We start from the raw sequence: 23,816 nt of genomic DNA on the forward strand, positions 1-23,816 counted from the left end.
TTCAGGCGGCGGGCCGGAGCGAGGTGCCGCGCAGGGCCGCGGCCAACGCGTCGATGACGCGGTCCTGGTCGGCGTCGCGCAGTCCAGGGTAGAGCGGCAGCGACAACTGCTGGGCGTAGAACGCCTCCGACACGGGGCAACTGCCACGCCGGTAGCCGAGTTCGGCGAAGGCCGGATGCCAGTGCGCGGGGATGTAGTTGACCTGGACGCCGATGCCGGCGGCGCGCATCCGGTCGTAGATCTCGCGGCGGCGGCCGTCGAGCACCCGGATCGGGTACAGGTGCCAGGCCGGGTCGGCCCACGACTTCTGGACCGGCAGCCGCACCCCGTCCAGGTCGGCCAGCGCCTCGTTGTAGCGGGCCACCAGGGCGGCCCGCCGGGCGACGAAGTCGCCGAGCCGGCGCAGCTGGCTGCGGCCCAGCGCACAGAGCACGTCGGGCAGGCGGTAGTTCAACCCGAACTCGTGCACCTCGTACCACCACCCGCCCTCGTCGGGAAGGTGCAACTCGTCGTGCTCGCGGACCGTTCCGATGCTGCGGAACCGGCGGGCCCGCTTGAGAATCTCCGGGTCGAGCGCGGCGACCCCGCCGCCCTCGGCGGTGGTCAGATTCTTCGTCGGAAAGAACGAGAAGGTGGTCAGGTCGGCGAGTGAGCCGACCGGCCGACCGTGGTACCGGCCGCCGATCGAGTGCGCCGCGTCGGACAGCAGCAGCGCGTCGCTGCCCTCGACCGACTTGCGCAGCGCGTCGTAGTCGGCGGGGTGGCCGGCGTAGTCGACCGCCGAGACGACCCTGGTGCGTGGCGTGACCGCGGCGGCGGCCGCCGCCGGGTCGAGGCAGAAGGTCTCGTCCTCGACGTCGGCGAAGACGACCTTGGCGCCGAGGGCGACCGCGGTGCTCGCGGTCGACACGAACGTCATCGGCGGTACGACCACCTCGTCGCCGGGCCCCACGCCAGCCGCCGCGTACGCCACGTGCAGTGCCGCGGTGCCGTTGGACACGGCGGCGACGCCGACCCCGCCGGTCCACCCGGCGAGGTCCGCCTCGAACGCCGCGACCTGCGGACCAGTGGTCAACCAGTCGCTGTGCAGGGTCTCCACGACCGCCGCGACATCCTCATCGGTGACCGACTGTCGTCCGTAGGGGAGCATCGCCATCACGCGGTGGTGATGCCGAGCATCTCACGCAGCTGGGGCACCGTGAGCCACTCGTCGTTGGTGTCCGACTGGTACGCGAAGCCGTCCGGCACCGGCTCGCAGCCGACCGGCGGCTGGTAACCCCAGGTGGCGATGGTCGGCTGCACGATGAACCGGTCCTTGGCGATCAGCGTCCGGCGGCTGTCGTCCGGGGCGATCATCTCCTCGTGCAGCTTCTCGCCGGGCCGGATGCCGATCTCGTGGGTGGTGGCGTCCGGGGCGACCGCCTCGACCAGGTCGAGGATGCGCATGCTGGGAATGCGCGGCACGAACAGCTCGCCGCCCTGCATCTGGTCGAACGAGTCGATGACGAACTGCACGGCCTGGTCCAGGGTGATCCAGAAGCGGGTCATCCGCTTGTCCGTGATCGGCAGGCTCTTGCCCTCGGCGGCGAGCCGCCGGAACAGCGGAACCACCGAGCCCCGGCTGCCGACCACGTTGCCGTAGCGCACCACGGCGAAGCGGGTCGGGTGCTGCGCCGCGTAGTGGTTGGCGGAGATGAACAGCTTGTCGCCGACCAGCTTGGTCGCGCCGTACAGGTTGATCGGGCTGGACGCCTTGTCGGTGGACAGGGCCACCACCTTCTGCACGCCGGCCTCGATCGCCGCGTCGACGACGTGCTGCGAACCGGTGATGTTCGTGGCGATGAACTCCGACGGGTTGTACTCCGCGGTGTCGACCTGCTTGAGGGCGGCGGCGTGCACGACGTGATCCACGCCGTGCATGGCCCGGGTCAGCCGGTGCCGGTCGCGGATGTCGCCGATGAACCAGCGCAGCCGGGGGTCGTCGCCGAGCTGCTGGCGCAGCTCGTACTGCTTGAGTTCGTCACGGGAGAAGACCACCACCCGGGCCGGATCGGTATCGGCGAGGAGATGCCGCAGGAAGGTCCTGCCGAAGGAACCCGTTCCTCCGGTGATGAGGATGGACGATCCGTTCAGCTCGCTCAACTGGTGCTCCCGTGTGTGTCGGATTCGCGGTCGGCCTCGGCCGGCCGGGTGGGAACGCTAGACGCGGCGGGTTAACGGGCCCGAGCCCTGCGGTTAACCACGTGCCGTACGGCGGTGAATGGCGGGCACCCGGTTGGCGAACACCTGCCGTCGTCTCGGCGTGCGCGCCGACCTGCGTCCACCTGGGCGCTAGGGTCTCCACCCGATCGGGACCGGGGGCGCGTCCGACCCTGCCGTGTCGTGGGAGGAACGATGACCATCGAGGTCGAGGCGATCCGGGCCGGGGACACCGGAGGTTCGGCGGACCCGGGCCGGGCCGCGTCGAGGCGAGGCCGACGTTGGTTGCTGCCCCTGCTGCTGGTCGGCGGTTGGCTGCTGGCGACCGCCTGGCGGGTCTGGTTGGCCCGCCACGCCAGCATGCCGTTCGCGCACACCGACGAGGACAGTTACCTCAACACCGCACGCGCCCTGGCCGGTGGTCCCGGCGGATTCAGCAGCGAGAACGAGACGCTGCGCCGGATCGGCTACCCGCTGCTGATCGCGCCGGCCTTTCTCCTCGACCGGGACTTCCTCGACACCTACCTGCTGGTCCGGGTGATCAACGCGGCGCTGAACGCGACGGTCCTGCCGCTGGCGTACCTGCTCGGTTGCCGGCTGCTGGGGCTGCGACCCGGTCCGGCCCTGGCGGCGGCGGTCGTCGCGGCGACCCTGCCGGCGGTGGCCTTCCACGCCACGGTGGCGATGACCGACGCGGTGCTCGGGCCGCTGCTGCTGGCCTGGCTGCTCGCCGTGCACCGGCTGGTCGACCGACCCGGGCCGGTCGCCGCGGCGGTGTGCGGTGCCCTGGCGGGCGCGGCTCACCTGGTGCACTCGCGCGGCGTGGTGATCGTCGCCGGCTTCGCGCTGCTGGCCCTGGCCCTTGTCGTCCGCCGTCGGCTCGGCCCGGCGGCGCTGCTGGCGGCGGTGCTGCCGGTGGCGGTCGCGGCGCTGGGCAACGAGGCGGGGGCACGGCTGCTCGGCGACACGGTGCACCTGCTCGGCGACCCGGCCAGTGGCAACGCCGTGCGGGCGCTCACCTCGGTACGCGGACTGTCGCAGGTGCTGGCGTCGGTCGGTACGCAGCTGTGGTACCTGACGGTGGTCACCTTCGGGCTGGCCGGGCTGGCCGGCGCCGAGGCGGTGACCAGGGTGTTCCGCCGGGGCGGTGCGGCCGCCAGGTGGACGTTCGGGGCGGCGCTGCTGACCACCGTCGGCGTCGCCGTCGGCGCGGAGGTCGTCCTGGCCGGTGTGCCGGACCGGGTGCCGGACGCCATCTACGCCCGCTACGTGCAGGTGTTCGCCCCGTTCTGGATGCTGGTCGGCGTCGGGCTGCTGTTCGGCACGGCGTACCGGCCGCTGCTGCGCCGGATCGCGGTCACCGTGCTGCTGCTCGCGGTGGGCGGGGCGCTGATCCGGCTTCGCCTGGACCACGCCGAGGCCCAGGGCGCGCGGCTGCGCTGGGGTGGGTTCAGCGCGCCGGACCTGATGGCCCTGACCGACGGGTGGCGACAGATGCGGCCCCTGGTCGGCTCCGCGATCGGGGTCGCCGGTTGCCTGCTGCTGGTGCTCGTGCTGGCGACCCGCCGCCCGGCCGTACGTACCGGCCTGCTGGCGGTGGTGCTCGCGGCGCTGGTCGTGGTCAACGTGGCGACCATGCAGGTGATCACGCAGCGGTTGATCCGCCCGCTGGCGGTGGCCGGTACGCCCGTGCCCAGCGTGACCGAACTGGGGGTCCGGCCGCCGGAGCGGGTCGCCGCCTCCACCGGCGTGCGCTATCAGCTCCGGTTCAACCTGAGCCACCAGGTCACCTGGACCGAGGTGCCGTGGTTCCGCGACCGGCCGCCGGCCGACGCGGCGGTGGTCTTCGCCCGCTGGGCGCCCGGCGAGCCCGGCGACTGGGACGGCGCGCGGTACGGCTTCGTCCGGCTGGGCGGCGACCCGCAGCGGCAGTGGGCCGCATGGCGGCGCCGGTGACGTTCCCGCAGTAATGGCCAACGTAACTCGTCAGCCACGTGAACAATGCGTGGACGGAATGCCAATAATCACCGAACGCGGCGGTTGGCGCGCTCCAGGGAAATGGGGATGACGGTGATTTCCCGGCCGTCGTGCGTCTCCTGGCGACCAGGCCCCTCGACAAAACGGAACCGACGGTTCATCTGGCGCACCACCGTGTTGTGGGCGAGCACCTCACCGTCGAGCCGGTCCAGGTCCAGCACGTCGAAGGCGTGGTCCACCGCCTCCCGCATCACCTCCAGCCAGGCGGGCAGTGTGTCGCCCCGTTCGGCCAGCCCCTCGGCGTCCAGGTAGAAACCCCACCCGCCGGTACGCGGGCCGGACATCCGCAGGTCGAAGTAGCTGACCGCGCCGCTGGGCACCCCGTCGCGCAGGTAGGTCAGCACCCGACGGGTGGGGTCCTGGCGGACCGCCGACCACCACCGTCGGTGCTCCTGCGCGGTGATGACGTGACTGGTCTTGCTGACCTGCCGGTTGATCTCCTGATTACGCCAGGACAACATCAGGTTAACGTCGTCCTCGGTGGCGTCACGCAACACGTACCGCTCGCTTTCCGCTCCGTTTACCTGGTCACCGGGCACCCTAATCACGATTCACCTGGCTGTACACTCCGCCGCATGAAGGAATTGAGTCGGGCGCAGATTCGCGACCTCATGGGCGAGGTTCTCAAGAACCAGGGCAAGGCGTTGCCCGCCGACGACGCCGCCGATCTGCGCGAGGTCGGCTTCCGGTCGCTGGACTTCTCCGAGTTGGCGCTGCGCGTCGAGGACGCCACGGGGGAGGAGCTGAACTTCGACGCGCCCGGGCTGCGCCGGATCGCCACCGTCGGCGACGTGCTGGACTTCCTCGTCGAGTTGCAGCGGCAGTGAGCGTCGAGACCGCTGCGCAGACTCCCGTCCACCCGGCGGGGGCGGACAACCGGATCGTCGTCGACGGTGCCACGCTGACCTGGCGCGACCTGCCGGAGCTGACTCTCCCGGAGCCCGTCGCCGCGCTGGCCCACTCGGCCCGGTACGCGCTCGCCGCCGCCCGGCACCACGCGGTGCACGGCACCGAGCTGCTGCTCAGCACCGCCAGCCGGGTCGACGCGGCGATGCGCACGGAACTGCGCGCCGCCGGGTTCGCGGTGACCGAGCTGGGCGCCCCGACGGCCGGTGACCCGACGGCACCCGCAGCGCGGGCCGCCGAGTCCGGCCGGCTGTGGCTGCTGACCTCCGGCTCCACCGGTCGTCCCAAGCGGGTGGGGCACACCCTCGAATCGCTCACCACCGTGCGGGGGCAGCAGCCGGCGCGGACCTGGCTCTGCCCGTACGCTCCCGGCACCTACGCCTGGTGGCAGGTGGTCACGCTGTCGCTGACCCAGCCGGGGCAGCACCTGGTGGTGGTGGAACCGGATCAGCTCGACGACTGGCCGGCGCTGGCGGCCGAGCACGGGGTGGACGCCGCCTCCGGCACCCCCACCTTCTGGCGGCGGGCCCTGCACCGCGATCCGGCCGGGCTGGCCCGGGTGCCGCTGCGGCAGCTGACCCTCGGTGGCGAACCGGTCGACCAGACCATCCTGGACCGGCTGCGGGAGGTGTTCCCGGCCGCCCGGATCTCCTGGATCTACGCCTCCTCCGAGGTCGGCGCGGCCATCGTGGTGCACGACGGGAGAGCCGGGTTCCCGGTGGACTGGCTGGACCGGGCGGCTCCGGGCCGCCCGACGATCGGGGTGCGTGACGGGGAGCTGGTGATCACCTCGCCGTACCACGGTGCCGGGCTGGACGGTCCTGTCCGCACCGGCGACCGGGCACAGGTGAGCGGTGACCGGGTGCTGATCACCGGTCGGCTCGACGCGGACGAGATCAACGTCGGTGGCAGCAAGGTCTCCGCCGGGGTGGTCCGTGACGTGCTGACCGCGCATCCGCGGGTGGCCTGGGCCCGGGTCACCGGTCGGCGTGCCCCGCTGCTCGGCCACATGGTCGTCGCCGAGGTGGTGCCGACCGGAACCGCCAGCTCGCCGGACGAGGCGACGCCGGACGAGGCGACGCTGGTGCGCTGGTGCGCCGACCAACTGCCCGAGTACGCGGTCCCGAGGCGGATTCGTGTGCTGACCGAGATTCCCGTCAAGGAGACCCTGAAGAGCGATGTCTGACCCCACCACCCCCGCCCGACCCGTACCGCCCAGCTCCGTGGTGCTCGTCTCCGGCGGATCTCGCGGCCTCGGCCTCGCCATCGTCACCGACCTGCTCGACTCGGGCCTGAAGGTGGCCGCCTTCGCCCGTACCGTCACGCCCGAGCTGGCCAAGCTCGCCGACGCCCACCCGGAGCGGACCCACGTCGGCTCGGTCGACGTGACCGACCTCGCCGCCGCGCAGGCGTTCGTCCGGGCGGCCGAGGAGCGGCTCGGCCCGATCGACGGCCTGGTGAACAACGCCGCCGTCGGGCAGGATTCGCTGCACGTGCACACCGCCACCGCCGACATCGCCCGGATCATCGAGACCAACCTGACCGCGCCGTTGCAGCTCACCCGGCTGGCCGTGCGGCGGATGCTGGCGCAGGGCCGGCGTGGGCGGATCGTCAACATCACCTCGATCTGCGCGCAGCGCGGTTTTCCTGGTCTGGTGGCGTACTCCGCCACCAAGGGTGGGATGGACGCGGCGACCCGCTCGCTGGCCCGGGAGCTGGGCGGGCGGGTGCTGGTCAACGCGGTGGCCCCGGGCTTCTTCGCCTCGGAGATGTCGGCGGTGCTCGGCCAGACCCAGCTTGACCAGATCGTGCGCCGTACGCCGACCGGTCAGTTGACCGAGCCGGAGGAGGTGGTGCCGGTGGTGCGGCTGCTGCTGCGCGACCAGACCAACATCAACGGCCAGGTCATCGTGGTGGACGGTGCCGCCTCGATCTGACCCGCCGCACCCCGACACCTGCGGGTGGCGGCGGTGGCCGACTCGGGTGACGCCGTCACCCGCAGCCACCTCGGCGACGGGCGCTGCGTCGGCTGGTACGCCCCACCGGTGCCCGGTTGGCGGGTCGCGATCGACGCCGAGCGCGCCGCCGCCGCGCCTCCCGTCGCGCTGGCCCGCCGGTTCGGGTCCACCGACTTCTGGGGCCGGTGGACCCGGGTGGAGTGTCTGGCCAAGCTCGCCGACGTGCCGGTGGCCACCTGGTGGCACCGGCACGGCCTGGAGGTGCCGCCCGGCACCGCCTGGTTGTGGCGCACCCTGCCGCTGGCCGACCTCGTCGTCACCGTCGCCTTCACCCCCGCCGGCCGCGCCGACCTCACCGGCCGCGCCGACCTCACCGGCCGCGCCGACCTCGCCCGCCGAGATCCGTGCACTTTCCCCGATAATGCGGTGTCCGGCACCGGTTGAGACCGCATCATCAGGGAAGTTGCGAGGGCTGCGGCGTTTCCGAGCGGGCACTGGTGGTGCGCAGGCTCCAGGCGATGGAGACCGCGATGGTCGCCACGATGACGCCGAGGGTCACCGGGATGGGGAGCTTGCCGACCGGGGTCTCGGACAGGATGAGCTTGACCCCGGCGAAGGCCAGCAGCACGGCCAGGCCGTAGTGCAGGTGCACGAAGCGGCGGAGCAGGCCGGCGAGACAGAAGTACAGGCTGCGCAGCCCGAGGATCGCGAACGCGTTCGCGGTCCACACGATGAACGTGCTGGTGGTGATGGCGAGGATCGCGGCGACCGAGTCGATCGCGAAGATCAGATCGGTGGTCTCGACCGCGATCAGGACCACGAACAGCAGGGTCGCGACCCGCCTGCCGTTGACCCGGGTGAAGAACCGGTCGCCGTGGTAGGCGGGATCGGTCGGCACGAGACGGCGGACCAGGCGCACCACCGGGTTGCGGTCCGGCGGGGTCTGCTTGCCGTGCCGGAACGCCATCTTGTAGGCGGTCAGGATGAGGAACGCGCCGAACAGGTACGCGGTCCAGAAGACCGTCTCCAGCAGTTCCGCGCCGACGAAGATGAACACGAACCGGAACACCAGCGCGCCGATGACGCCCCAGAACAGGACCTTGTGCTGGTACGCGGCGGGAACCGCGAAGTACGCGAAGATCATCGCGAAGACGAACACGTTGTCGATGGACAGCGCCTTCTCGATCAGATAGCCGGCGAAGTAGGTGCCGGCCACGTCGCCGCCCTGCCACGCCCACAGGATCACCCCGAACAGCAGGCCCGCGGCGATCCAGATGCCCGACCAGGTCGCGGCCTCGCGGAAGCCGATCACGTGGTTGTCGCGGTGCAGGAACAGGTCGATCGCCAGCATCACGGCGATCGCCAGCATCAGCAGGGCCCAGACCCACCAGGAGACAGACACCGGAAAGACCTCTCGTCCGGCCGGACCCGTCGCAGGGCCCCGGCGTTGCCGGACGAAGGTCTCCCCGGCCACCGGTGCGGTGGCCGCGTCACCGGGGCCCGGATGGGCCGGGCCCGTACTGACGGTGACGCGCAGTGCGTCGGGTACTCCCCCTCGAACTACGTTCCATTATTCACGAAGTATGCTTCGTGCGTCAAGGTCGCTCCGGCTCGTCCGGTCGGGCCGCCCCGATCGGCGGTCCGTCGCGGGTGACCCCGAGCACCGACCAGCCGCGCAGGGCCGCGTGGAACGGCAGCGACCGGGAGAGCAGGTCCTCGATCAACCCGTCGCCGTCCGCTGGTTGATCGAACCCCGGCCCCAACTCGTCGACCAGCCGAGCGTGCAGACGGCGGAGCACCTCATCGGAATCCGCGTCACCCGCTGCCGGTTCGCTGCTCGCCGGCAGCAGATGGCGGCCCAGGTAGCGACTGGCGATGGTGTCCTGGAGCCGCAGCAGGGCGTACGCCAGTTCCTCCGCCCGGGGGCGCAGGCCGCGCCACGGCTCGCACCGGGCGGCCAGCAGGGCCGCGACGGTGATCGCGGCGATCTGCTCCAGGGCGGGCTCGATGTCGTAGTCCCGGCGGCGGGGCCGGTAGGTGAGGGCGACAAGTGGATACCGACGGACGGTGTCGTCGACCTCCCGCAGGCTCGCCGCCCACGCCGTACACCGCTCGCGGGCCACGTCGACCCCCTCGTCGGTCAGGCTCCGGGCGAGCAGGCCCACCCCGTCGGTGCCGCGAACCTGGTCGTGGATGGTCAACGCGAACCGGTTACGGACCGTCAGCCCGGTGATCAGCTCGATGAGATAGGTGGCCAGCGCGGCGAAGAAGCCGAAACCGAGGGCGGCGGCGGCCACGGCGAACAGCTTCTGCGCCCCGGTGTCCGGGGTGAGGTCGCCGAAGCCGAGCACGGTCAGCAGCCCGGTGGCGTAGTAGAGGGCGTCGACGAAACCCGCCGGGCCGTAGCCGGCGACCCGGTGGTAGCCGTCCAGGTTCGGCCAGACGACGAGCGCGACCCCGAGCACCAGCGGCCCGAGCCAGGCGAGGAACGTGCCGGTGACCAGGACCGGCCCCGCCCAGACCAGCGGCGTGCGGCGCGGCGTACGGCGACGGCCGGCGGTCAGCGACGAGGCCCGCCAGACCAGCCGCCGGACCGTACGGGCGATCGGTCCCTCCGCGTCCGGATGCAGCACGGTGAGCCAGACGTCGACCACCACCACGGCGATCAACGCCAGGCCCGCCGCCACCGCCACCAAGGTCATACGCAGAGGTATACCCGTACGCCGGTGAACGGCACGACGCACCCCGGCACCGTCAGATGAGATCCCAGCTCAGCGCGGCGCCGCGGGCCACGTCGGCGGTGAACCGGCGGCCCAGCACCCGGTCGATCTCCACCGGGGGCAGCCCACCGGCCGGTCGGATCGAGCGGACGTTGTGCACGGTCACCTCGTCGCCGGCCCGCACGTCGGCCACCACGTACAGCGAGCGCCGGAAACGCAGGCCCTCCCGCTCGGCGGGCGTCGGCCCGACCGCCGTGCCGCCCAGCGCCGCGTACGCCCGCTCCGACTCGACCACCAGGGCGGCCAGCTCGGTCGGGTTGAGGGAGAAGTCGGAGTCCACCCCGCCGTCGGCGCGGTCCAGCGTGACGTGCTTCTCGATGAAGCAGGCGCCGAGCGCCACCGAGGCGACCGGCACCCCGATACCCGGGGTGTGGTCGGACAGACCCACCGGCACGCCGAAGGCGTCGGCCAGCACCGGGATGCGGCGCAGGTTGCTGTCGGCCGGCGGCGCCGGGTAGGAGGCGGTGCAGGCCAGCAGGATGATGCCGCCCGCGCCGCCGTCGCGGGCGGTGTGCACGGCGGCGTCGATCTCGGCGAGCGTGGCCATCCCGGTCGAGATGACCATCGGCTTGCCGGTGGCCGCGACCAGCCGGATCAGCGGCAGGTCGACAAGCTCCGACGAGGCGATCTTGTACGCCGGAGCGTCCAGTTCCTCAAGCAGTTCCACGGCGGAGGCGTCGAACGGGGAGGAGAAGACGGTCAGCCCCAGGGCGCGGGCCCGCTCGAAGATCGGTCGGTGCCACTCGTACGGGGTGTGCGCCTTCTCGTAGAGCCGGTACAGGTTCTGCCCGCCCCACAGCTCGTGCTCGCCGGAGATGCGGAAGTCCGGCGTGTCCACGTCGATGGTGATGGTGTCCGGCCGGTACGTCTGGAGCTTCAGCGCGTGCGCGCCGCTGGCCGCCACCGCATCCACGATGGCCAGCGCCCGGTCCAGGTCGCCGTTGTGGTTGCCGGACATCTCGGCCACCACGAAGGGGCGCTCCCCGGTGCCGACCAGATGTGATCCGATCTTGAACGTCATTCCGATCCGTTTCCGTGCGTGCTTACCAACGTGCGGTCTTTTTTCGGGCCGTCCGGTGCCGGTTGCGTCCCGTCCGTCGCAGGATCCCCGCCGGTGCCGCCCCGCAACCGGCCGGCGAGCCGGTGGGCCCGCCGCAACGCCGCGTACGCCAGGTAGCTGTCCCGGCCGACCAGTCGGTGCTTGAGCCCCGACACCCCACCCGGTCGGGGGTAGCCGCCGCTGGGCAGGTACCTGCGGTAGTGCGCGGCGACCCGGCGGAAGAAGTCCCGCCGCAGGTGTGGATGCAGCCGGTCGTCGTTGCCCACCACCACCAGGAAGTGGTTCACCATCAGGTCGAACAGCTCGGCGTGCCAGCGCCCGTCGGGATGCCGGTTTCGCAGCCAGGCGAAGAGGCGGTCGTACTGCTCGAAGGAGTCGAAGTGCCGACCGCTGCGCGTCGAGGTGATCGCGCCCTGGCGACCCTGACGGTACAGATAACAGACCCGGTCCAGCACGCTGATGCGCTCCGCGCCGACCAGCAGCGGGTGGCTGAACGGGATGTCCTCGTACCAGCCGGGATGGAAGCGCAGGCCCAGCTCGACCATGAACTCCCGGCGTACCACCTTGTTCCAGGCGGTGTGCTGCACCCGCAGCAGCTGCGGTCGGTCGGCCAGCCGCACCACGCCCGGGGTTGCGCGCAGCAGCCGGCTGCTGGCGTCCACCTCCTCGCGCCCGCACTCGTGCACCCGCAGGTGGTCGACCATCATCACGTCGGGGCGGTCCACCCGCAGCCGGTCCAGCACGGCCGGGATCGTGCCGGCCGGCAGCCAGTCGTCGCTGTCGACGAACCAGACGTACCGGCCGGTGGCGACGTCCAGGCCCGCGTTGCGGGCCGGCCCGAGACCGACGTTGCGCTCCAGGTGCAGTACGCGCAGCCCGGGATGCTCGGCGGCGTACTCGCGCAGCAGATCACCGCAGCGGTCCGGTGAGGCGTCGTCGACGGCGATCACCTCGACCTGCGTCGCCTCGTCACCCGGGAGGTCAGCGTGGATCGAGTCCAGGCACTGGCGCAGGTACGCCTCGACGCCGTACACCGGCACGACGATGCTCAGCAGCGGCGTTGGCGTCGGCTGTGTGACCACCCGGAAACAATTGGCCACCCGGGTGGACAGACCTGGAACCTGACGTGACCGGCGACGGTTCAGTAATTGAACAGCCGGCCGGGATCAGGTTAACGGCTGAGGATGCGGCGTACCGGTGCCGGAACGGCCTTCTTGATCCGTCACACGGTCCAGGTAGTTCGCGTTTCAGTGGGTAGGGTTCCGGGGTGACCAGCACCATCACCGTCGATCGACCGACCCCCGCAGCCGAGCCCGGGTATGCCAGTCGCCTGCCGTCGCTCACCGGTCTGCGGTGGATCGCCGCGCTGCTGGTCTTCGGCTTCCACGCCGGCACCATGCGCATCATCGCCGACCCCGGCCCACAGGCGGTGGTGGGCGAGATCTTCACCCTGGGCCTGTCCGGGGTGCAGTTCTTCTTCATCCTCAGCGGCTTCGTGCTGGTCTGGTCCATGCGGCCCGGTGCTTCCCGCCGCCGGTTCTGGCGGCGACGATTCGCCAAGATCTATCCGAACCACCTGGTGCTGTGGGCGCTGGCCATGCTGGCGATGCTCTGGTTCGCCGATCCGATCAACCCGGTGGCGGCGCTGGAGAACCTCTTCCTCGTCCAGGCCTGGGATCCCCGGCCCGGCCACTTCTACAGCGTCAACAACGTCAGCTGGTCACTCTCCTGCGAACTGTTCTTCTACCTGTGTCTGCCGCTGGTGCTGCCGGCGGTGCGGCGGGCCCGACCCTGGTTGCTGTGGGCCGTGGTGATCGCGGTGCCGCTGCTGATCCTGGCGCTGTGGCCCGGGCAGGCGCTGGTGCCGGAGCCGGACCGCTGGTGGTTCGCCCAGGTCTTCCCGCTGGTCCGTTCGCTGGAGTTCTGGATGGGCGTGGCCGCCGCCGAACTCATGCTGCGCGGTTGCTGGCGGGGGCCACGACTGCCGCTGGCCAGTCTGATCTTCGTGGTGACCTGGGTGGCGGCCGCCCAGTGGATCCGGGCGGAATTCTGGGCGGCGCTGTTGTCGGCGGCGTACGTCCTGGTGATCGCGGCGGCGGCCGACGCGGACGTGCACGGGCGGCGCTCGCCGCTGCGTTCCCGACCGATGGTCTGGTTGGGTGAGGTCTCCTTCGCCTTCTACCTGGTGCACGTCTTCGTGATCATGACGATCCTGCGGCTGACCGGCGACTGGGGCACCGGCCTGCCCGGCTGGTGGGGCCCGGTCGCGGTGGTCGGGTTCCTGCTGCTCACCCTGGGACTGGCCGCGCTGCTGCACCGGTACGTGGAACAGCCGATGATGCGCCGCCTGGCCCCGTCCCGGCCACCACGATCCGACCCTCAGGACGGCGCGGCGCGGTCCGCGAGTCCCGGCCCTGAGGACCGCGCGGCGCGGTCCACGGGGCCGAACGGTGCCCCGCGAGCCGGGACGCCGGGTGGACCGGTCGTGGACGGGCTGCCGCGCCAGCGGGTGTCCGGTGGCGGTGGCGCGGGCCTCGCCACCGGTCCGGAGCAGGATCGCTTCGTCCACCAGGGACGCTAGATAGCCGACGGGCTGACCTGCGCGTATCGAGGTGCGTACCCGACGCGCCGGGCGGTACGACACGCCCGAGGACCGGTGCGTGCGGGCGGTCGGTGGCAGTAGCGTGACGAGGTGCCTCCCGCCGCGCCCGTCCGTCCGTTGTGGTGGTTGGCGCGCTGGGCCGCGCGGCTGCTGACCGGGCTCGCGGTCGCCGCCGCCTTCACCCTCGGCGCCTGGGCACTGCCCGACCAGCCGCCCGCCGTCGCGTCGCTGGCCGAGGTCGCCGTACCGGCCGCCGCCGCACGGGACCTGGCCCGCGACGTCGCCGCACCCCTCGACCTGGTCGGTCTCGACCTGGTGACCGGTTCCGACCGGGTCGGCCTGGCGATGCCGACCGTGCGCGGTCGCGGTGCCGCCGACCTGGCCGGGGCGTCCGCGTCGCCGACCGGACCGCGCGCCGGTGCCGCGGCGGAGACGTCCGGGTCACCGATCCCGGGGTACGCCGGTGACTCCGCCGTGTCCGGGATGCCCGCGACGCCACCGACGGCCGCTGGTCAGCCCGAGCTGATTGCGCTCGGCAGCGGCACCGCCGGCGTCACGCGGGGATCGCCGGCTCCGGTGGCGGGTGTCCGGGTCGCCCGCGCCCCACCGCACGCCTGATCCGGGCGACCCTTTCGCCGCCTCCGCACCGCGCTCGGCCGCGCACCCGCGCCGAGCACGTGCCAGCCCGTTGCCGCCGGTCGCGCCGTCGATGCTCGCCATGACCCGCGGCACCGCCCGCCCGGACCCGGCAACCGCGCCGCAACGCCATCCCCGATCCGCTGCCGGTACGACCACCGACGCCGTACCGATGTTCCCGAGGTGCCGACATGGAGAAGACCGTTCTCTACCAGTTCCTGATCGAGGTGCCACGCGCCGCTGCCATCTGGTCGGTCCTGCTGGTGCTCGCGTTGGGCGTACTCACCGTGCTGGTCGCCCGTCCGGAGCCGGCCGTGGAGAAAACCACCGACCAGGACGGGGCCCGCCTCGCGGCCGAGCAGGCCGACCTGCGCCGATACGCCGGGGAGGTGGCGGTCGCGGCAGCCGGCGCCGGGCAGAACGCCGAGCGACGGCGTACGGCGTGGCGGGTGGCCCAGGCGGAGCTGGACCGCGCCTGGTCCGCGTACGGCGAGGCGGAGGCCGCCGCCCGTCGGCTGGCCGGCGTCGCCGGACTGCCGGCCCCGCGCACCCCGCGCACCCCGGCCGAGTACGCGGCCCGGGAGCGTTGGCTGCACCGGGCCGCGATGACCGCCCACTGGCGCGGTGACCTGACCGTCCGGCAGCTCACCGACGTACTGGCGCACCGGTCCGGCTGGGATGCCCGACGTCACCCGGCCGAGCAGGAGATGGTCCTCGCCCGGGTGGTACGCGACAACCGCCTGGCCGCCTACCGATCGGCCGTCGAGCGGGAGCGTGACCTGTGGCGGGCTGCGGAACTGGCCACCGAGGCGGCCCGCAGCCTTTCCGCCGAGGCGTACGCGGCCGCCGAGCGGCTCCGACCGGACCGACTGACCGTCTCCGGTCCGGCCACCGTCGGGCGCGACCCTGTCCCGCGCTGGCGCCCCGCTCGGCTGGGCTGAAATTCCGTGAGCTGGGTCACATTGGCCGGAGAATCGGTCACTGTTCGTAGGTGAGACGATAGCCGCAGTAATCTCCGCCGACATTTCCACCTGACGTCCGGTTGTCACCCGGAGGCGCCCGAAATGCCGTCGGTCCCATTGGGCGACGTCAGTTCCCAGGTACCCGAAAATTGCCGAGCGCGATCATGTTTAAGCAGGTCAGAGCGGGTTGGCTGCAAGGTGACCGACCAGTAGTGTCAGCCCGTCCGGTGCGGTAACCGATCGCAGGAAGCGACGCCGTACCGACCCGCTCAATCGTGAATTCACGAACCGGGGACCCACTGCACCACTGGGGTGAATCCGCGAGCCTCGGCCCGCGGTAGGGCGTCTTCCCGCCCGAATCCGTCAGCTAACCCGGTCGGCGGTAACGGAAGGAGTACCAACCCTCGTGCAGTCCGATGTGATCCCCCTGTTCCCCCGCCTCCACGGCACCGCGGTGCCCGTGCTCGCCGGCCCGACCGCCGCGAGCTGACCCCGGTCATCGCCACCGCCCGGGCTTTCCGGGCGTACCCCTTGAACGGCCTGTCCCGCTCACCCGGGCGGTCGTCGGCGCCCTGCTGCCGACCCGACCGCCGGAGCCGGTGTGCCGTTCTCCCCTCAGCCCGTGGAGGAACCGTGAAGCACACCCTTTCCCGCCGGCTCCGCCGGCTGGTCACCGAACGCCCCTATCGGCTCGTTGCCGGATCCGCCGTGGCCGTCGTCCTGGCCACCGGCACCGGAGCTGCCCTCGCCGGCACCGGGAACACCCCGGCGCCAGCGCAGGCCACGACGGCCGCCGCCGAACTGCGCAGCGACACGGTGGCCGCGCCGAGCCAGGCGGAGGTCGCGCCGAGGCGGGCGGAGGTCGCGCCGACGACCGCCGCACCCAGCAGCGCGGCACCCAGCAGTGCCGCGCCGGCCAGCGCCGCCGCCTCGCCGTCGCCGAAGGCCACCGCAGACCCGGACCTGGTCAGCAAGAAGGCGGCGCCGAAGCCGCCCGCCTCGAAGGTGCTGGAGTACGACCACCAGGCCCAGATCAACGGCTACTACTGCGGACCCGCCGCAGTGCGCAACGCGCTGAGCGCCGCCGGTGTCGGACGTAGCCAGGACGCCCTGGCCAGCCAGCTCGGCACCACGTTCGCCGGCACCAACTCGGCCGAGGACACCACCCGCGTCCTCAACGCCGTCGTCAAGGGCGACCCGTACGAGACCACGATGATCCGTGGCGGTGCGGCCACCCCGGCCCAGATGGACCAGCTCCAGGCGGACGTCGTCGCCGCCGTCACCGACGGGCGGGGCGTCGTGGTGAACGTCGCCGGTTCTGTCACCGACACCGACGGCCGCTGGCACTCCTTCCCCGGCGGCCACTACATCGCCGTGGTCGGTTACCAGGACTCCGGCCGGCTGGTGAGGATCGCCGACTCGGCCGACGCCTCCTACCCGTCGTACTGGCTCAGCACCATCGATCTGGCCAACTGGGCCGCCACCCGCGGCTACTCGGCCTGATCGCGCTATTCGCGCTGCACCCGGAAGCCCTCGGCCCGCTGGCCGAGGGCTTCCGTTTCGGGTACGTCAAGCGGTGGGTCGTGCTGTGTCGTCAGGCCGACGGCGCTCGGGTTGCATCAGGCGTGCGTGCGGTGCTGCGTCAGGTGTGCGGGCGGTGTTGCGTCGTCGGGCCGACGAACCTCGGGTTGCATCAGGCGTGCGTGCGGTGTTGCGTCAGGTGTGCGTGCGGTGTTGCGTCGTCGGGCCGACGGCGCTCGGGTTGCATCAGGCGTGCGTGCGGTGTTGTGTCAGGCGTGCGGGCCGTGCTGCTTCGCCTGGCCGACGAAGCTCGCCCAGGCCGCCGGGGTGAAGGCCAGCGTGCCGCCGTCGCGGTTCTTGGTGTCGCGGACAAGCACGACGCCGGGCAGGTTGTCCGCGACCTCCACGCAGTCGCCACCGCCGGCGCCGCTGCGGGTGGACTTGCGCCAGGTCGCGCCGTTCAGATCCATGGCTTCACAACATCCTTCATGCGCTCGATCGACTGGCGGCCGGACAGTGCATCGTTGCGCACCGTCTCCCACCGGGACAGCAGGTCACTCAGGTCGTCGTCCTTGTCGACCAGGACGCCGCCGAGTTGGGTTTCGAGATTACCCACCCAGCCACCGTCCGCGCCCCTCGCCAGGATGAAGGGGCCGGTCAGTCCGATGTGCATGGCGACGCCGGTGGGCACCAGGTGCACGCTGATGTTGGGCCGGGTGGCCAGCGCCATGAGGTGGTGCACCTGCTCGACAAGCACATCCTTCAGCTCCTCGTCGACCCGCCGCAGCACCACCTCGTCGATCACCGCGACGAGCTGGGGCGGGTCGTCCTGCTCCAGCACCGTCTGCCGGGCCATCCGGTTGGCCAGCCGCCGCTCCACCCCCGCCTCGGTCAGCGCGGCGTCGGTCCGGATCACCGCGCGGGCGTAGCGCTCGGTCTGGAGCAGGCCCGGCACCAGCGTCGGCTGGTAACAGCGGAGCTGCCGGGCGTTCCGCTCGGCCTCCAGATAGGGCAGGAACCACGCCGGTTGGCGCAGTACCTCGGCGGTCCGCAGCAACTCCTCGAACATCCCACCGGTCTCCAGGACCTCGTCCGCCCGCTTCGCGTACGGCCGATCGAGCGGACGGGTGCCCACCTCCACAGCGGACACCAGGGACGCTGAATAGTTCGTCCGCCGACCGAACTCCTCCTGGTTCATGCCTGCGGCAGTACGCAGCCGGCGAAGCTGCGTACGGATCAACTCATGCAGGTCGGAAGGCTGCTCGCGTTCCATGTCCCCTCCACCGGGTCCGTCAAGATCGCCAAGAGGCCGCCCAGGGCCGGATCGGGGCACCCGGACCCCACCGTGGCCAGCGTCGATGCCTTCCGACCGTAGTGCCGTCCTCACCAGACTGTCACGCAACGGGGCCGCTCCCATCCACAGGGGACGGGGCGGTTCTGTCCCGGGGCCGCCCGTGCGCCTTCCCCCGCGTCCGGGCGGCCCCTCCGATCGCCGACTGGGAGGTTGATGTGCGTACCCGGATTGCCTGGTACCTGTGCCCGACGACGCTGCTGCCGGTGTACTCACCGGAACGGCAGTCGCTGCCGGAGCACTCGCCGAGGCGGCAGTCGCTGCCGGTGCACTCGCCGAGGCGGCAGGATCAGCACGGCACACACCTGCCGCACGGCCGGCACGAGACGTACCTGCCGCAGCGTCGGCGGGGCACGCACCTGCCGGAATGGATGCGGGAGCCGACCCGGCCGTTGCCGATGCCGCGTCCGGGGCGTCCCGGCTGGCTCACCCCGGGGCAGCAGTGGCGGGCCAACGGGGGCCGGTGATGACCGCCGGCGGCTCGGGTGCGCTCACCACCCGACTCTTCGCTCCCGAGCGGGGTCCACGACCCCAGCGTCCGTACCCCCGCGACGCCGAGGTACCGCACACCCCGTTACGGCCGATCTGGTGCTGCCGCGCCGACGGGCAACCCTGGCCGTGCGGGCAGGCCCGGCTGCTGTTGCGCGTCGAGTACGACGGCAACCTGCCGGGCCTGTCCATCTACCTCGCCGGCCTGATGTACGACGCCATGCGCGACCTCTACCACCTCAACCCCCACGACGCCCCCACCCCCGCCACCCTCTTCACCCGCTTCATAGCCTGGGTCCGCTGCCGACCCGCCTAGCAACCCTGCTGCCACCCCGATCGCCCAGGGTTCAAGCGGCGCGGACATGAGATCTTGGAAGGTTTCCGTTCTTCGCTAACGGATTCTGTCCAAGATCTCGGCGAGCGTGGCGTACGCGCCGGACGAGATCCTGCGGATCGTCGCGGATCCTGCGCGCCAGGTGAAGCAGAGCAAGTGCGCCGTTCCGGCAGGGCCTGTCGCGTTCAAGATCCGGGCAACTTCCCTGTTGCTGCTGCTTCGAGTCCGGCTGAGGCAGCAGTAACCCTGAAGTTGCCCGGATCTTGGCGCGGGGGCGCGGGGGCGAGGGGGTGACGCGGCGGTGGGCGTGGCGGCGGCTCGTCGGTGGGTGCGGTGAGGGTGGGAACGGCGGGTGCGGGCGATGCGACGATCAGGGGTGAGATCGACCTCGACGTCTGATGCGGGGGAACCATGGGGGAGCAGGAGCCGTACGTGGGGCTGGCCACCACGTTCGACACGGCCGCCGAGCTGTACGAGCGGGCCCGGCCGGGCTATCCGGAGCGGTTGTTCGCCGACCTGGCCGCAACCACGGGCCTGGTGACCGGGCCGGCCCGGGTGCTGGAGGTCGGTACGGGCACCGGGAAGGCCACCCGTGGGCTGTTAGCGCGTGGCTGGCAGGTGGTCGGCCTGGAGCCGGGACGGGAACTGGCCACCGTGGCGCGTCGGGTACTCGCCGGCCGGGGCGACGTGCGCGTGGTGGTGTCGCCCTTCGAGCGGTGGGAAGCTGACGAAAGCGTGCCGTTCGACCTCGTCTTCGCCGCCACGGCGTGGCACTGGCTGGACCCGGAGGTCGCCTACCGTCGGGCGGCCGAGCTGCTGCGTCCCGGCGGCCATCTGGCGATCGTGGCCACCGAGCACGTGTCACCGGCCGGTGGCGACGACTTCTTCCGGCAGGTCCAGCGGATCTACGCCGAGGTGGGCATGGGTGACGGGCAGGGCGGCCCGCAGCCACCCGGGGCGATCGCGGCCCCCGATGCGCTGGCGATGGCGGGCAGCGGGTTCTTCGCCAGCCCGACCGTGCACCGCTACGTCTGGAGCCGCGACTACACCGCCGACGAGTACCTGGCCGTGCTGTCCACGTACTCCAATCACATTGCCGCGGAGCCCTGGCAGCGGCGGACCCTGTTCGACGGGATCCGGCAGCTGATCGCCGCTCGCCCGGCCGGGACGGTACGCAAGCACTACCTGAACACCCTCCAGATCGCCGTACGCCTCGACCGACCGCCGAGGGCGCCCTCTGGCAGCATGGCGACGTGCTGATCTACAAGATCCTGTTGCCCGGCGAATGGGCCGAGTTCGAGGCCCAAACGCACCCAGAGCGGCGGGCGCGGGGCGGGTCGTTCGCCCGTGCCCGCCGCCGGGTGGCTCGGCGTGGTGACTCTGCCGGATCAGGGGATCAGCACCGTTCCCACCTGAGGTTGAACAGGGTGTCGACGTCACCCTCGGTCGTCGTCATGGACATGCTGACGCTCGATCCGGCGGTGCCCGGGTCCACTCTCAACTCGGTGTTGACGTTGAGCACCCGCTGTTGTCCGCAGGGCGTGTAGACCAGCACGGGGGCGACGTCCGAGGTGCCCCAGAAGCCGTTGTAGGGGCCGGTGAAGGTCGCGTCGGTGCGGCTGGTCTCGGACGAGCCCTGCCAGTAGTAGCTCGTCCGCTGGCGACCGGTCGCGCCGGTGGGGATCCGGGCCCGGCCCCGGTAGTCGGCGGCGGCGACGGCGATGGTCCAGCCGGCCGGCACGTTGACGAGTACGCCGAGCTGGCAGTTCTTCCGGCTGTCGGTGACCTCGACGCCCCGGCCGGCGGTCGCGACGAAGTCGTAGTACCGGATCCGGAAGCCGGTGTTGTCGGGATGGGCCACCACGCGGGCGGTGCCGGGCGAGCAACCGGAGCCGTTGGCCGCCACCACCTCGACGGTGATCTCGCTGTCGGGCGTAGCCATGGGACTGGCCGGGGCGGCGTAAGCCGGTGTGGACAGGGACAGCGCGAGAACCGTGCCGAGTACGGCGAAGATCGCGGTTCTCGCGCCGACGAGGTTCTTTGTCATTGCGTTCCTCTCGGATGCAGTTGATGTTCACACAATTCAACGCGTGTTTCTTCGCCGAACGGCCGTGAGACTTCTCGCCTACCGACCCGGTGGTGAGCGATGGTGGGGGTACTCAGGTGGCGTTCTGCGAGAGGATGCTAGCGACGCGGAACGAGCCTCGCAAGCATCAGCGTACGTCTATGTGATCGATTGCGTGCGGACACTAGATCGTATTTGCCGGAAGTGGAGATCAACCTCTATAACTGTTGCTGCGTAACGGGTATGAGCCCGATCGAACGTTCTGGCGAGCCGAAGCTTCCGGCGATCTTCACCCTGTGGGACGACGCAATGCCGCCGCACTTAGACGAATAAGATTCGGTTTGTAGTTCGTCATCAAAGAATAGAGATTACGTTGACAGTCATCTATGTCTGTACGTAGCTTGTTCCGCATCTGGCGTCGTTTCCTGTACCGGAGGAGGATTCATGCGTAAACTGCTGACGCGGGGCGGCGTGGTGCTTGCGCTACTCGCTTCGTCGTTGACCGTGGGGGCCCCGGCGTCCGCCAAGGGAGTCATGGATGATCCGCCCACCGACAAGGTCGTGATCGACCTGGTCGCGATGGCCGGCTCCGGCTGCCGACCGGGCACCGCCGACGTCGCGGTCTCCCCGGACAACACCGCCTTCACCACCATCTACAGCGACTACCTGGTCCAGGCGGGCCCGGGCATCCCGGTCACCGACGGGCGTCGGAACTGCCAGCTCAACGTGCTGGTGCACGCCCCGGCCGGCTACACCTTCGCGGTCGTCAAGGTGGACTACCGCGGGTACGGGCTGCTCAACCCGGGCGCCGTCGCCTCGGCGCGGGCGAACTACTACTTCCAGGGCATGACGCAGAGCACCTTCAGTAACCACCCGATCCCCGCCCCGCTCGACGACAACTGGATGGTGACCGACGAGGTGCCGATCGCCTCCGTGGTCTGGCACCCCTGCGGCGAGCTGCGCAACCTGAACATCAACACCGAGCTGCGCCTGAGCCGGGGCAGGTCCACGGACACGAACTTCCTCACGATGGACTCGACCGACGGCAGCATCCAGACGATGTACCACCTCGCCTGGCAGCCCTGCCCGTGACCTGACCCCGGCCTACGCCTCAGGAGGGTGGTCGGCGATGCCGGCCACCCTCACCGGGCACCCGGGGTGTGCGGACCGTGCCGCACCGGATCACCCCGGTGGATCCTGCCGCCCGTGCGCTCAGGTGGCGGAGGTGGAGGGCGCGGCGACCGCGGTGCGTTGTGCCGGTGCGGTCCAGGCCGGGTCCAGTTCGCGTCGAGCGGCGGCCAGGAAGACCTCGGCGTACGAGTCGGCGGGGAAGTCGCCGAGGTATCGGCGGCGGGTGGCCCAGCGGGCCTCCACGAGCGGGTCGGTGTCGAGCAGTCGGGTCAGCACGTCGTCCAGGTCGGCCATGTCCCGACGCAGCACGTAGCCGGCGGCGGCCAGCGGGAAACGCTCGACGAACCGGTCGCCGTCGGTGCCCATGTCGGTCACCACGTACGGCTTGCCCGAGTAGAGCCAGTCTGAGATCACCCCGGACACGTCGGAGACCAGCGCGTCCGCGCGGTTGACACAGTCGGGGAGCGTGAGCCGGCTCGCGACGGCACCGTAGACGTGCGCCCGACCGGTGCGGGCCCGGTCGGCGGCGAGCAGGTCGTGCAGCCGGGCCAGTTGCCGGGCCGAGGTCGGGTTCTGCGCGGTGTAGGGGTGGGCCCGCAGGATGACCGTGGCTCCCCGGTCCAGCAGCCGTCGCAGCAGCGGCTCCGCCACGGGCAGCGAGCAGTAGTCGGCGTCGGCGTTGTGCCCGGTCCAGGTGGGGGTGTAGAGCACCGTCGGGTTCGGCAGGCCCCGCGCGGGCCGCGAGCGCACCTCGATCGCCTCGACCTGAGGGCGGCCGACGACCACGAACTTCTCGGCGGGGATGTCGATCCCGGCGCGGGCGTACCGCTCGATGGCCGCCTCACCGGCGACGAAGATTCGGTCGAAGATCGCCGAGACCGGGTTGGCGCTGGGCGCCTTGTCGCTGTCACCGTGATGCAACTGCACGTGGGTGAGCTGCGTGAACCTGATGCAGTGGCTGTTCTTGGCGCCGTGGTTCACGTAGAACGCCACCCGCAGGCTCGGCACCAGCACCTCGTCCATGGTCCGGGTGGTGGGGCAGTAGACCACCGGGGCGGTGGTGGCCGCCGCGACGGGGGCCAGGAACTCCGGCTCCCGCACCATCACCACGAACGGCCGGCCGATCCGGGCCAGGTACGGCAACCACATGGTGACCTGATACTCCGAGCCCGGCGGGGCGGAGAAGTGCAGCACGAACTCGGGCTGGTGCCGGCGCAGCGCCCGGGCCACCGCCGACCCGCCTGGTGACGGTCGGAACCGTCGCCGGGCCAGATCGAGGGCGACCGCCCCGGCGCCGCCGCCCACCAGCAGCGTCGCCGCCAGGGCCACGGCCGCGGGCAGCCCTGCCAGGGCGGCCAGGGCCAGCAGCGCGAGCAGTGCCGCCACGGCGTCACCGAGAAGCGCCGCGACCTGCGGCACCCAGGCGCGTACCGGCAGGTTGGCAGCGCGGATCTCCAGGTTCCCGGCCTGCCGTAGCGGACCGGTGAGCAGCACCAGGCCCAGCAGCACCAGGGCAGTGGTGACCAGGGCCGGATCGAAGCCGGCGTCGAGGTGCCGCGCGTAGCCGACAAGCACCCCGGCCGCGATCAGCGTGGTTTCCGCGACGTTGTCGGCACCGGGTCGTACCCGGCGCTCCCAGACCGTGGCGGCCAGTGCCGCCACGGCCAGGCAGAGCCCCCAGGTGGTCGCGCCGGTGAGCGCGACCACCAGGAACGCCAGGACCGCCCCACCGGTGGCCAGGCCCCGTGCGGCCAACTTCCGGACCAGCTCACCACGCATCTCGGT

Annotated in this window: 24 protein-coding genes and 1 riboswitch; of the genes, 13 read left to right on the forward strand and 11 right to left on the reverse strand. The window is 71.5% G+C overall.

Going from position 1 to position 23,816, the window contains the following annotated elements:
• Nucleotide 1: 1 nt before the first annotated feature.
• Nucleotides 2-1,159 (reverse strand): DegT/DnrJ/EryC1/StrS aminotransferase family protein, encoded by a 1,158-nt coding sequence (locus KBX00_RS06915; protein ID WP_210824401.1) that lies wholly within the window; start codon nucleotides 1,157-1,159, stop codon nucleotides 2-4.
• The gene (gene pseB / locus KBX00_RS06920; RefSeq protein ID WP_210824405.1) at nucleotides 1,156-2,142 is read right to left on the reverse strand and encodes a UDP-N-acetylglucosamine 4,6-dehydratase (inverting); all 987 of its coding nucleotides are present in this window, start codon (nucleotides 2,140-2,142) and stop codon (nucleotides 1,156-1,158) included. The genes KBX00_RS06915 and pseB overlap by 4 nt, the downstream gene beginning before the upstream one ends.
• Before the next feature lie 252 nt (nucleotides 2,143-2,394).
• On the opposite strand from pseB, the gene KBX00_RS06925 reads away from it, so the two are divergent.
• Complete coding sequence (locus tag KBX00_RS06925) at nucleotides 2,395-4,155, forward strand: glycosyltransferase family 39 protein (RefSeq protein ID WP_210824407.1); 1,761 nt, start codon at nucleotides 2,395-2,397, stop codon at nucleotides 4,153-4,155.
• A gap of 68 nt (nucleotides 4,156-4,223) precedes the next feature.
• Here the strand turns inward: KBX00_RS06925 and KBX00_RS06930 are convergent, their stop codons facing one another.
• The gene (locus KBX00_RS06930; RefSeq protein ID WP_307868200.1) at nucleotides 4,224-4,784 is read right to left on the reverse strand and encodes a GNAT family N-acetyltransferase; all 561 of its coding nucleotides are present in this window, start codon (nucleotides 4,782-4,784) and stop codon (nucleotides 4,224-4,226) included.
• A 27-nt stretch (nucleotides 4,785-4,811) separates the two neighbouring features.
• Between KBX00_RS06930 and KBX00_RS06935 the strand changes: the two genes are divergently transcribed.
• Genes KBX00_RS06935 through KBX00_RS06950 form a run of 4 tightly spaced genes read left to right on the forward strand, consistent with a single transcriptional unit; the run spans nucleotide 4,812 to nucleotide 7,544 of the window.
• Nucleotides 4,812-5,063, forward strand: a complete 252-nt coding sequence (locus KBX00_RS06935) for an acyl carrier protein (protein ID WP_093403117.1) — start codon at nucleotides 4,812-4,814, stop codon at nucleotides 5,061-5,063.
• Nucleotides 5,060-6,328 (forward strand): AMP-binding protein, encoded by a 1,269-nt coding sequence (locus KBX00_RS06940; RefSeq protein ID WP_210824409.1) that lies wholly within the window; start codon nucleotides 5,060-5,062, stop codon nucleotides 6,326-6,328. Before KBX00_RS06935 ends, KBX00_RS06940 begins: the two co-directional genes overlap by 4 nt.
• On the forward strand, nucleotides 6,321-7,079 hold the full coding sequence (locus KBX00_RS06945) for an SDR family NAD(P)-dependent oxidoreductase (RefSeq protein WP_210824411.1): 759 nt from the start codon (nucleotides 6,321-6,323) through the stop codon (nucleotides 7,077-7,079). The genes KBX00_RS06940 and KBX00_RS06945 overlap by 8 nt, the downstream gene beginning before the upstream one ends.
• A gap of 33 nt (nucleotides 7,080-7,112) precedes the next feature.
• Nucleotides 7,113-7,544, forward strand: a complete 432-nt coding sequence (locus KBX00_RS06950; protein ID WP_307868204.1) for a hypothetical protein — start codon at nucleotides 7,113-7,115, stop codon at nucleotides 7,542-7,544.
• Between the two features lie 10 nt (nucleotides 7,545-7,554).
• Here the strand turns inward: KBX00_RS06950 and KBX00_RS06955 are convergent, their stop codons facing one another.
• From KBX00_RS06955 to KBX00_RS06970, 4 genes are all read right to left on the reverse strand, one after another.
• Nucleotides 7,555-8,502: a TerC family protein gene (locus tag KBX00_RS06955; RefSeq protein ID WP_210824413.1), complete on the reverse strand. Its 948-nt coding sequence runs from the start codon at nucleotides 8,500-8,502 to the stop codon at nucleotides 7,555-7,557.
• A gap of 193 nt (nucleotides 8,503-8,695) precedes the next feature.
• Nucleotides 8,696-9,802 (reverse strand): potassium channel family protein, encoded by a 1,107-nt coding sequence (locus tag KBX00_RS06960; RefSeq protein ID WP_210824415.1) that lies wholly within the window; start codon nucleotides 9,800-9,802, stop codon nucleotides 8,696-8,698.
• Between the two features lie 52 nt (nucleotides 9,803-9,854).
• Nucleotides 9,855-10,907 carry a pseudaminic acid synthase gene (gene pseI / locus KBX00_RS06965; protein ID WP_210824760.1) on the reverse strand — a complete coding sequence of 351 codons (1,053 nt, stop codon included), beginning with the start codon at nucleotides 10,905-10,907 and terminating at the stop codon, nucleotides 9,855-9,857.
• Complete coding sequence (locus KBX00_RS06970) at nucleotides 10,898-12,022, reverse strand: glycosyltransferase (protein ID WP_210824417.1); 1,125 nt, start codon at nucleotides 12,020-12,022, stop codon at nucleotides 10,898-10,900. The genes pseI and KBX00_RS06970 overlap by 10 nt, the downstream gene beginning before the upstream one ends.
• 185 nt (nucleotides 12,023-12,207) lie before the next feature.
• Here KBX00_RS06970 and KBX00_RS06975 point away from each other — a divergent pair, with 185 nt between their 5' ends.
• From KBX00_RS06975 to KBX00_RS06990, 4 genes are all read left to right on the forward strand, one after another.
• Nucleotides 12,208-13,521, forward strand: coding sequence for an acyltransferase (locus KBX00_RS06975; RefSeq protein WP_307868207.1), 1,314 nt, complete (start codon nucleotides 12,208-12,210; stop codon nucleotides 13,519-13,521).
• A gap of 111 nt (nucleotides 13,522-13,632) precedes the next feature.
• A complete protein-coding gene (locus tag KBX00_RS06980) occupies nucleotides 13,633-14,160 on the forward strand; it encodes a hypothetical protein (RefSeq protein ID WP_210824419.1) in 528 nt (175 codons plus the stop codon).
• A gap of 209 nt (nucleotides 14,161-14,369) precedes the next feature.
• Nucleotides 14,370-15,119, forward strand: a complete 750-nt coding sequence (locus tag KBX00_RS06985) for a hypothetical protein (protein ID WP_210824421.1) — start codon at nucleotides 14,370-14,372, stop codon at nucleotides 15,117-15,119.
• 277 nt (nucleotides 15,120-15,396) lie between these two features.
• A riboswitch (cyclic di-AMP (ydaO/yuaA leader) is annotated at nucleotides 15,397-15,537 on the forward strand.
• 236 nt (nucleotides 15,538-15,773) lie between these two features.
• The gene (locus KBX00_RS06990; protein WP_210824423.1) at nucleotides 15,774-16,643 is read left to right on the forward strand and encodes a C39 family peptidase; all 870 of its coding nucleotides are present in this window, start codon (nucleotides 15,774-15,776) and stop codon (nucleotides 16,641-16,643) included.
• Between the two features lie 287 nt (nucleotides 16,644-16,930).
• Here KBX00_RS06990 and KBX00_RS06995 read toward each other — a convergent pair whose 3' ends face one another.
• Entirely contained in the window at nucleotides 16,931-17,131 is a 201-nt protein-coding gene (locus tag KBX00_RS06995; RefSeq protein ID WP_210824425.1) for a DUF397 domain-containing protein, read from the reverse strand.
• The gene (locus KBX00_RS07000; RefSeq protein WP_210824427.1) at nucleotides 17,122-17,934 is read right to left on the reverse strand and encodes a helix-turn-helix transcriptional regulator; all 813 of its coding nucleotides are present in this window, start codon (nucleotides 17,932-17,934) and stop codon (nucleotides 17,122-17,124) included. The genes KBX00_RS06995 and KBX00_RS07000 overlap by 10 nt, the downstream gene beginning before the upstream one ends.
• A gap of 236 nt (nucleotides 17,935-18,170) precedes the next feature.
• On the opposite strand from KBX00_RS07000, the gene KBX00_RS07005 reads away from it, so the two are divergent.
• From KBX00_RS07005 to KBX00_RS07015, 3 genes are all read left to right on the forward strand, one after another.
• Entirely contained in the window at nucleotides 18,171-18,479 is a 309-nt protein-coding gene (locus KBX00_RS07005; RefSeq protein WP_210824797.1) for a hypothetical protein, read from the forward strand.
• A complete protein-coding gene (locus tag KBX00_RS07010; protein WP_210824429.1) occupies nucleotides 18,479-18,817 on the forward strand; it encodes a hypothetical protein in 339 nt (112 codons plus the stop codon). The genes KBX00_RS07005 and KBX00_RS07010 overlap by 1 nt, the downstream gene beginning before the upstream one ends.
• A 429-nt stretch (nucleotides 18,818-19,246) precedes the next feature.
• A complete protein-coding gene (locus KBX00_RS07015) occupies nucleotides 19,247-20,095 on the forward strand; it encodes a class I SAM-dependent methyltransferase (protein ID WP_210824431.1) in 849 nt (282 codons plus the stop codon).
• Nucleotides 20,096-20,231: 136 nt separating this feature from the next.
• Here KBX00_RS07015 and KBX00_RS07020 read toward each other — a convergent pair whose 3' ends face one another.
• Nucleotides 20,232-20,882 (reverse strand): DUF4360 domain-containing protein, encoded by a 651-nt coding sequence (locus KBX00_RS07020; RefSeq protein ID WP_301547477.1) that lies wholly within the window; start codon nucleotides 20,880-20,882, stop codon nucleotides 20,232-20,234.
• Nucleotides 20,883-21,344: 462 nt separating this feature from the next.
• Between KBX00_RS07020 and KBX00_RS07025 the strand changes: the two genes are divergently transcribed.
• Entirely contained in the window at nucleotides 21,345-21,992 is a 648-nt protein-coding gene (locus KBX00_RS07025; RefSeq protein WP_210824434.1) for a DUF4360 domain-containing protein, read from the forward strand.
• A gap of 120 nt (nucleotides 21,993-22,112) precedes the next feature.
• Here KBX00_RS07025 and KBX00_RS07030 read toward each other — a convergent pair whose 3' ends face one another.
• A complete protein-coding gene (locus KBX00_RS07030) occupies nucleotides 22,113-23,810 on the reverse strand; it encodes a CDP-glycerol glycerophosphotransferase family protein (protein ID WP_210824436.1) in 1,698 nt (565 codons plus the stop codon).
• Nucleotides 23,811-23,816 lie beyond the last annotated feature (6 nt).

This window comes from Micromonospora sp. C95 (genome assembly GCF_018070465.1).
Classification (GTDB): Bacteria; Actinomycetota; Actinomycetes; order Mycobacteriales; family Micromonosporaceae; genus Micromonospora.

Bases quoted from the DNA above. Each gene is read 5' to 3' on its own strand.
- KBX00_RS07000 (WP_210824427.1), bottom strand. From the start codon at position 17,934: ATGGAACGCGAGCAGCCTTCCGACCTGCATGAGTTGATCCGTACGCAG.
- KBX00_RS06985 (WP_210824421.1), top strand. From the start codon at position 14,370: ATGGAGAAGACCGTTCTCTACCAGTTCCTGATCGAGGTGCCACGCGCC.
- KBX00_RS06945 (WP_210824411.1), top strand. From the start codon at position 6,321: ATGTCTGACCCCACCACCCCCGCCCGACCCGTACCGCCCAGCTCCGTG.
- KBX00_RS06960 (WP_210824415.1), bottom strand. From the start codon at position 9,802: ATGACCTTGGTGGCGGTGGCGGCGGGCCTGGCGTTGATCGCCGTGGTG.
- KBX00_RS06935 (WP_093403117.1), top strand. From the start codon at position 4,812: ATGAAGGAATTGAGTCGGGCGCAGATTCGCGACCTCATGGGCGAGGTT.
- KBX00_RS07010 (WP_210824429.1), top strand. From the start codon at position 18,479: ATGACCGCCGGCGGCTCGGGTGCGCTCACCACCCGACTCTTCGCTCCC.
- KBX00_RS07030 (WP_210824436.1), bottom strand. From the start codon at position 23,810: ATGCGTGGTGAGCTGGTCCGGAAGTTGGCCGCACGGGGCCTGGCCACC.
- KBX00_RS06925 (WP_210824407.1), top strand. From the start codon at position 2,395: ATGACCATCGAGGTCGAGGCGATCCGGGCCGGGGACACCGGAGGTTCG.
- KBX00_RS06995 (WP_210824425.1), bottom strand. From the start codon at position 17,131: ATGGATCTGAACGGCGCGACCTGGCGCAAGTCCACCCGCAGCGGCGCC.
- KBX00_RS07020 (WP_301547477.1), bottom strand. From the start codon at position 20,882: ATGACAAAGAACCTCGTCGGCGCGAGAACCGCGATCTTCGCCGTACTC.
- KBX00_RS07025 (WP_210824434.1), top strand. From the start codon at position 21,345: ATGCGTAAACTGCTGACGCGGGGCGGCGTGGTGCTTGCGCTACTCGCT.
- KBX00_RS07015 (WP_210824431.1), top strand. From the start codon at position 19,247: ATGGGGGAGCAGGAGCCGTACGTGGGGCTGGCCACCACGTTCGACACG.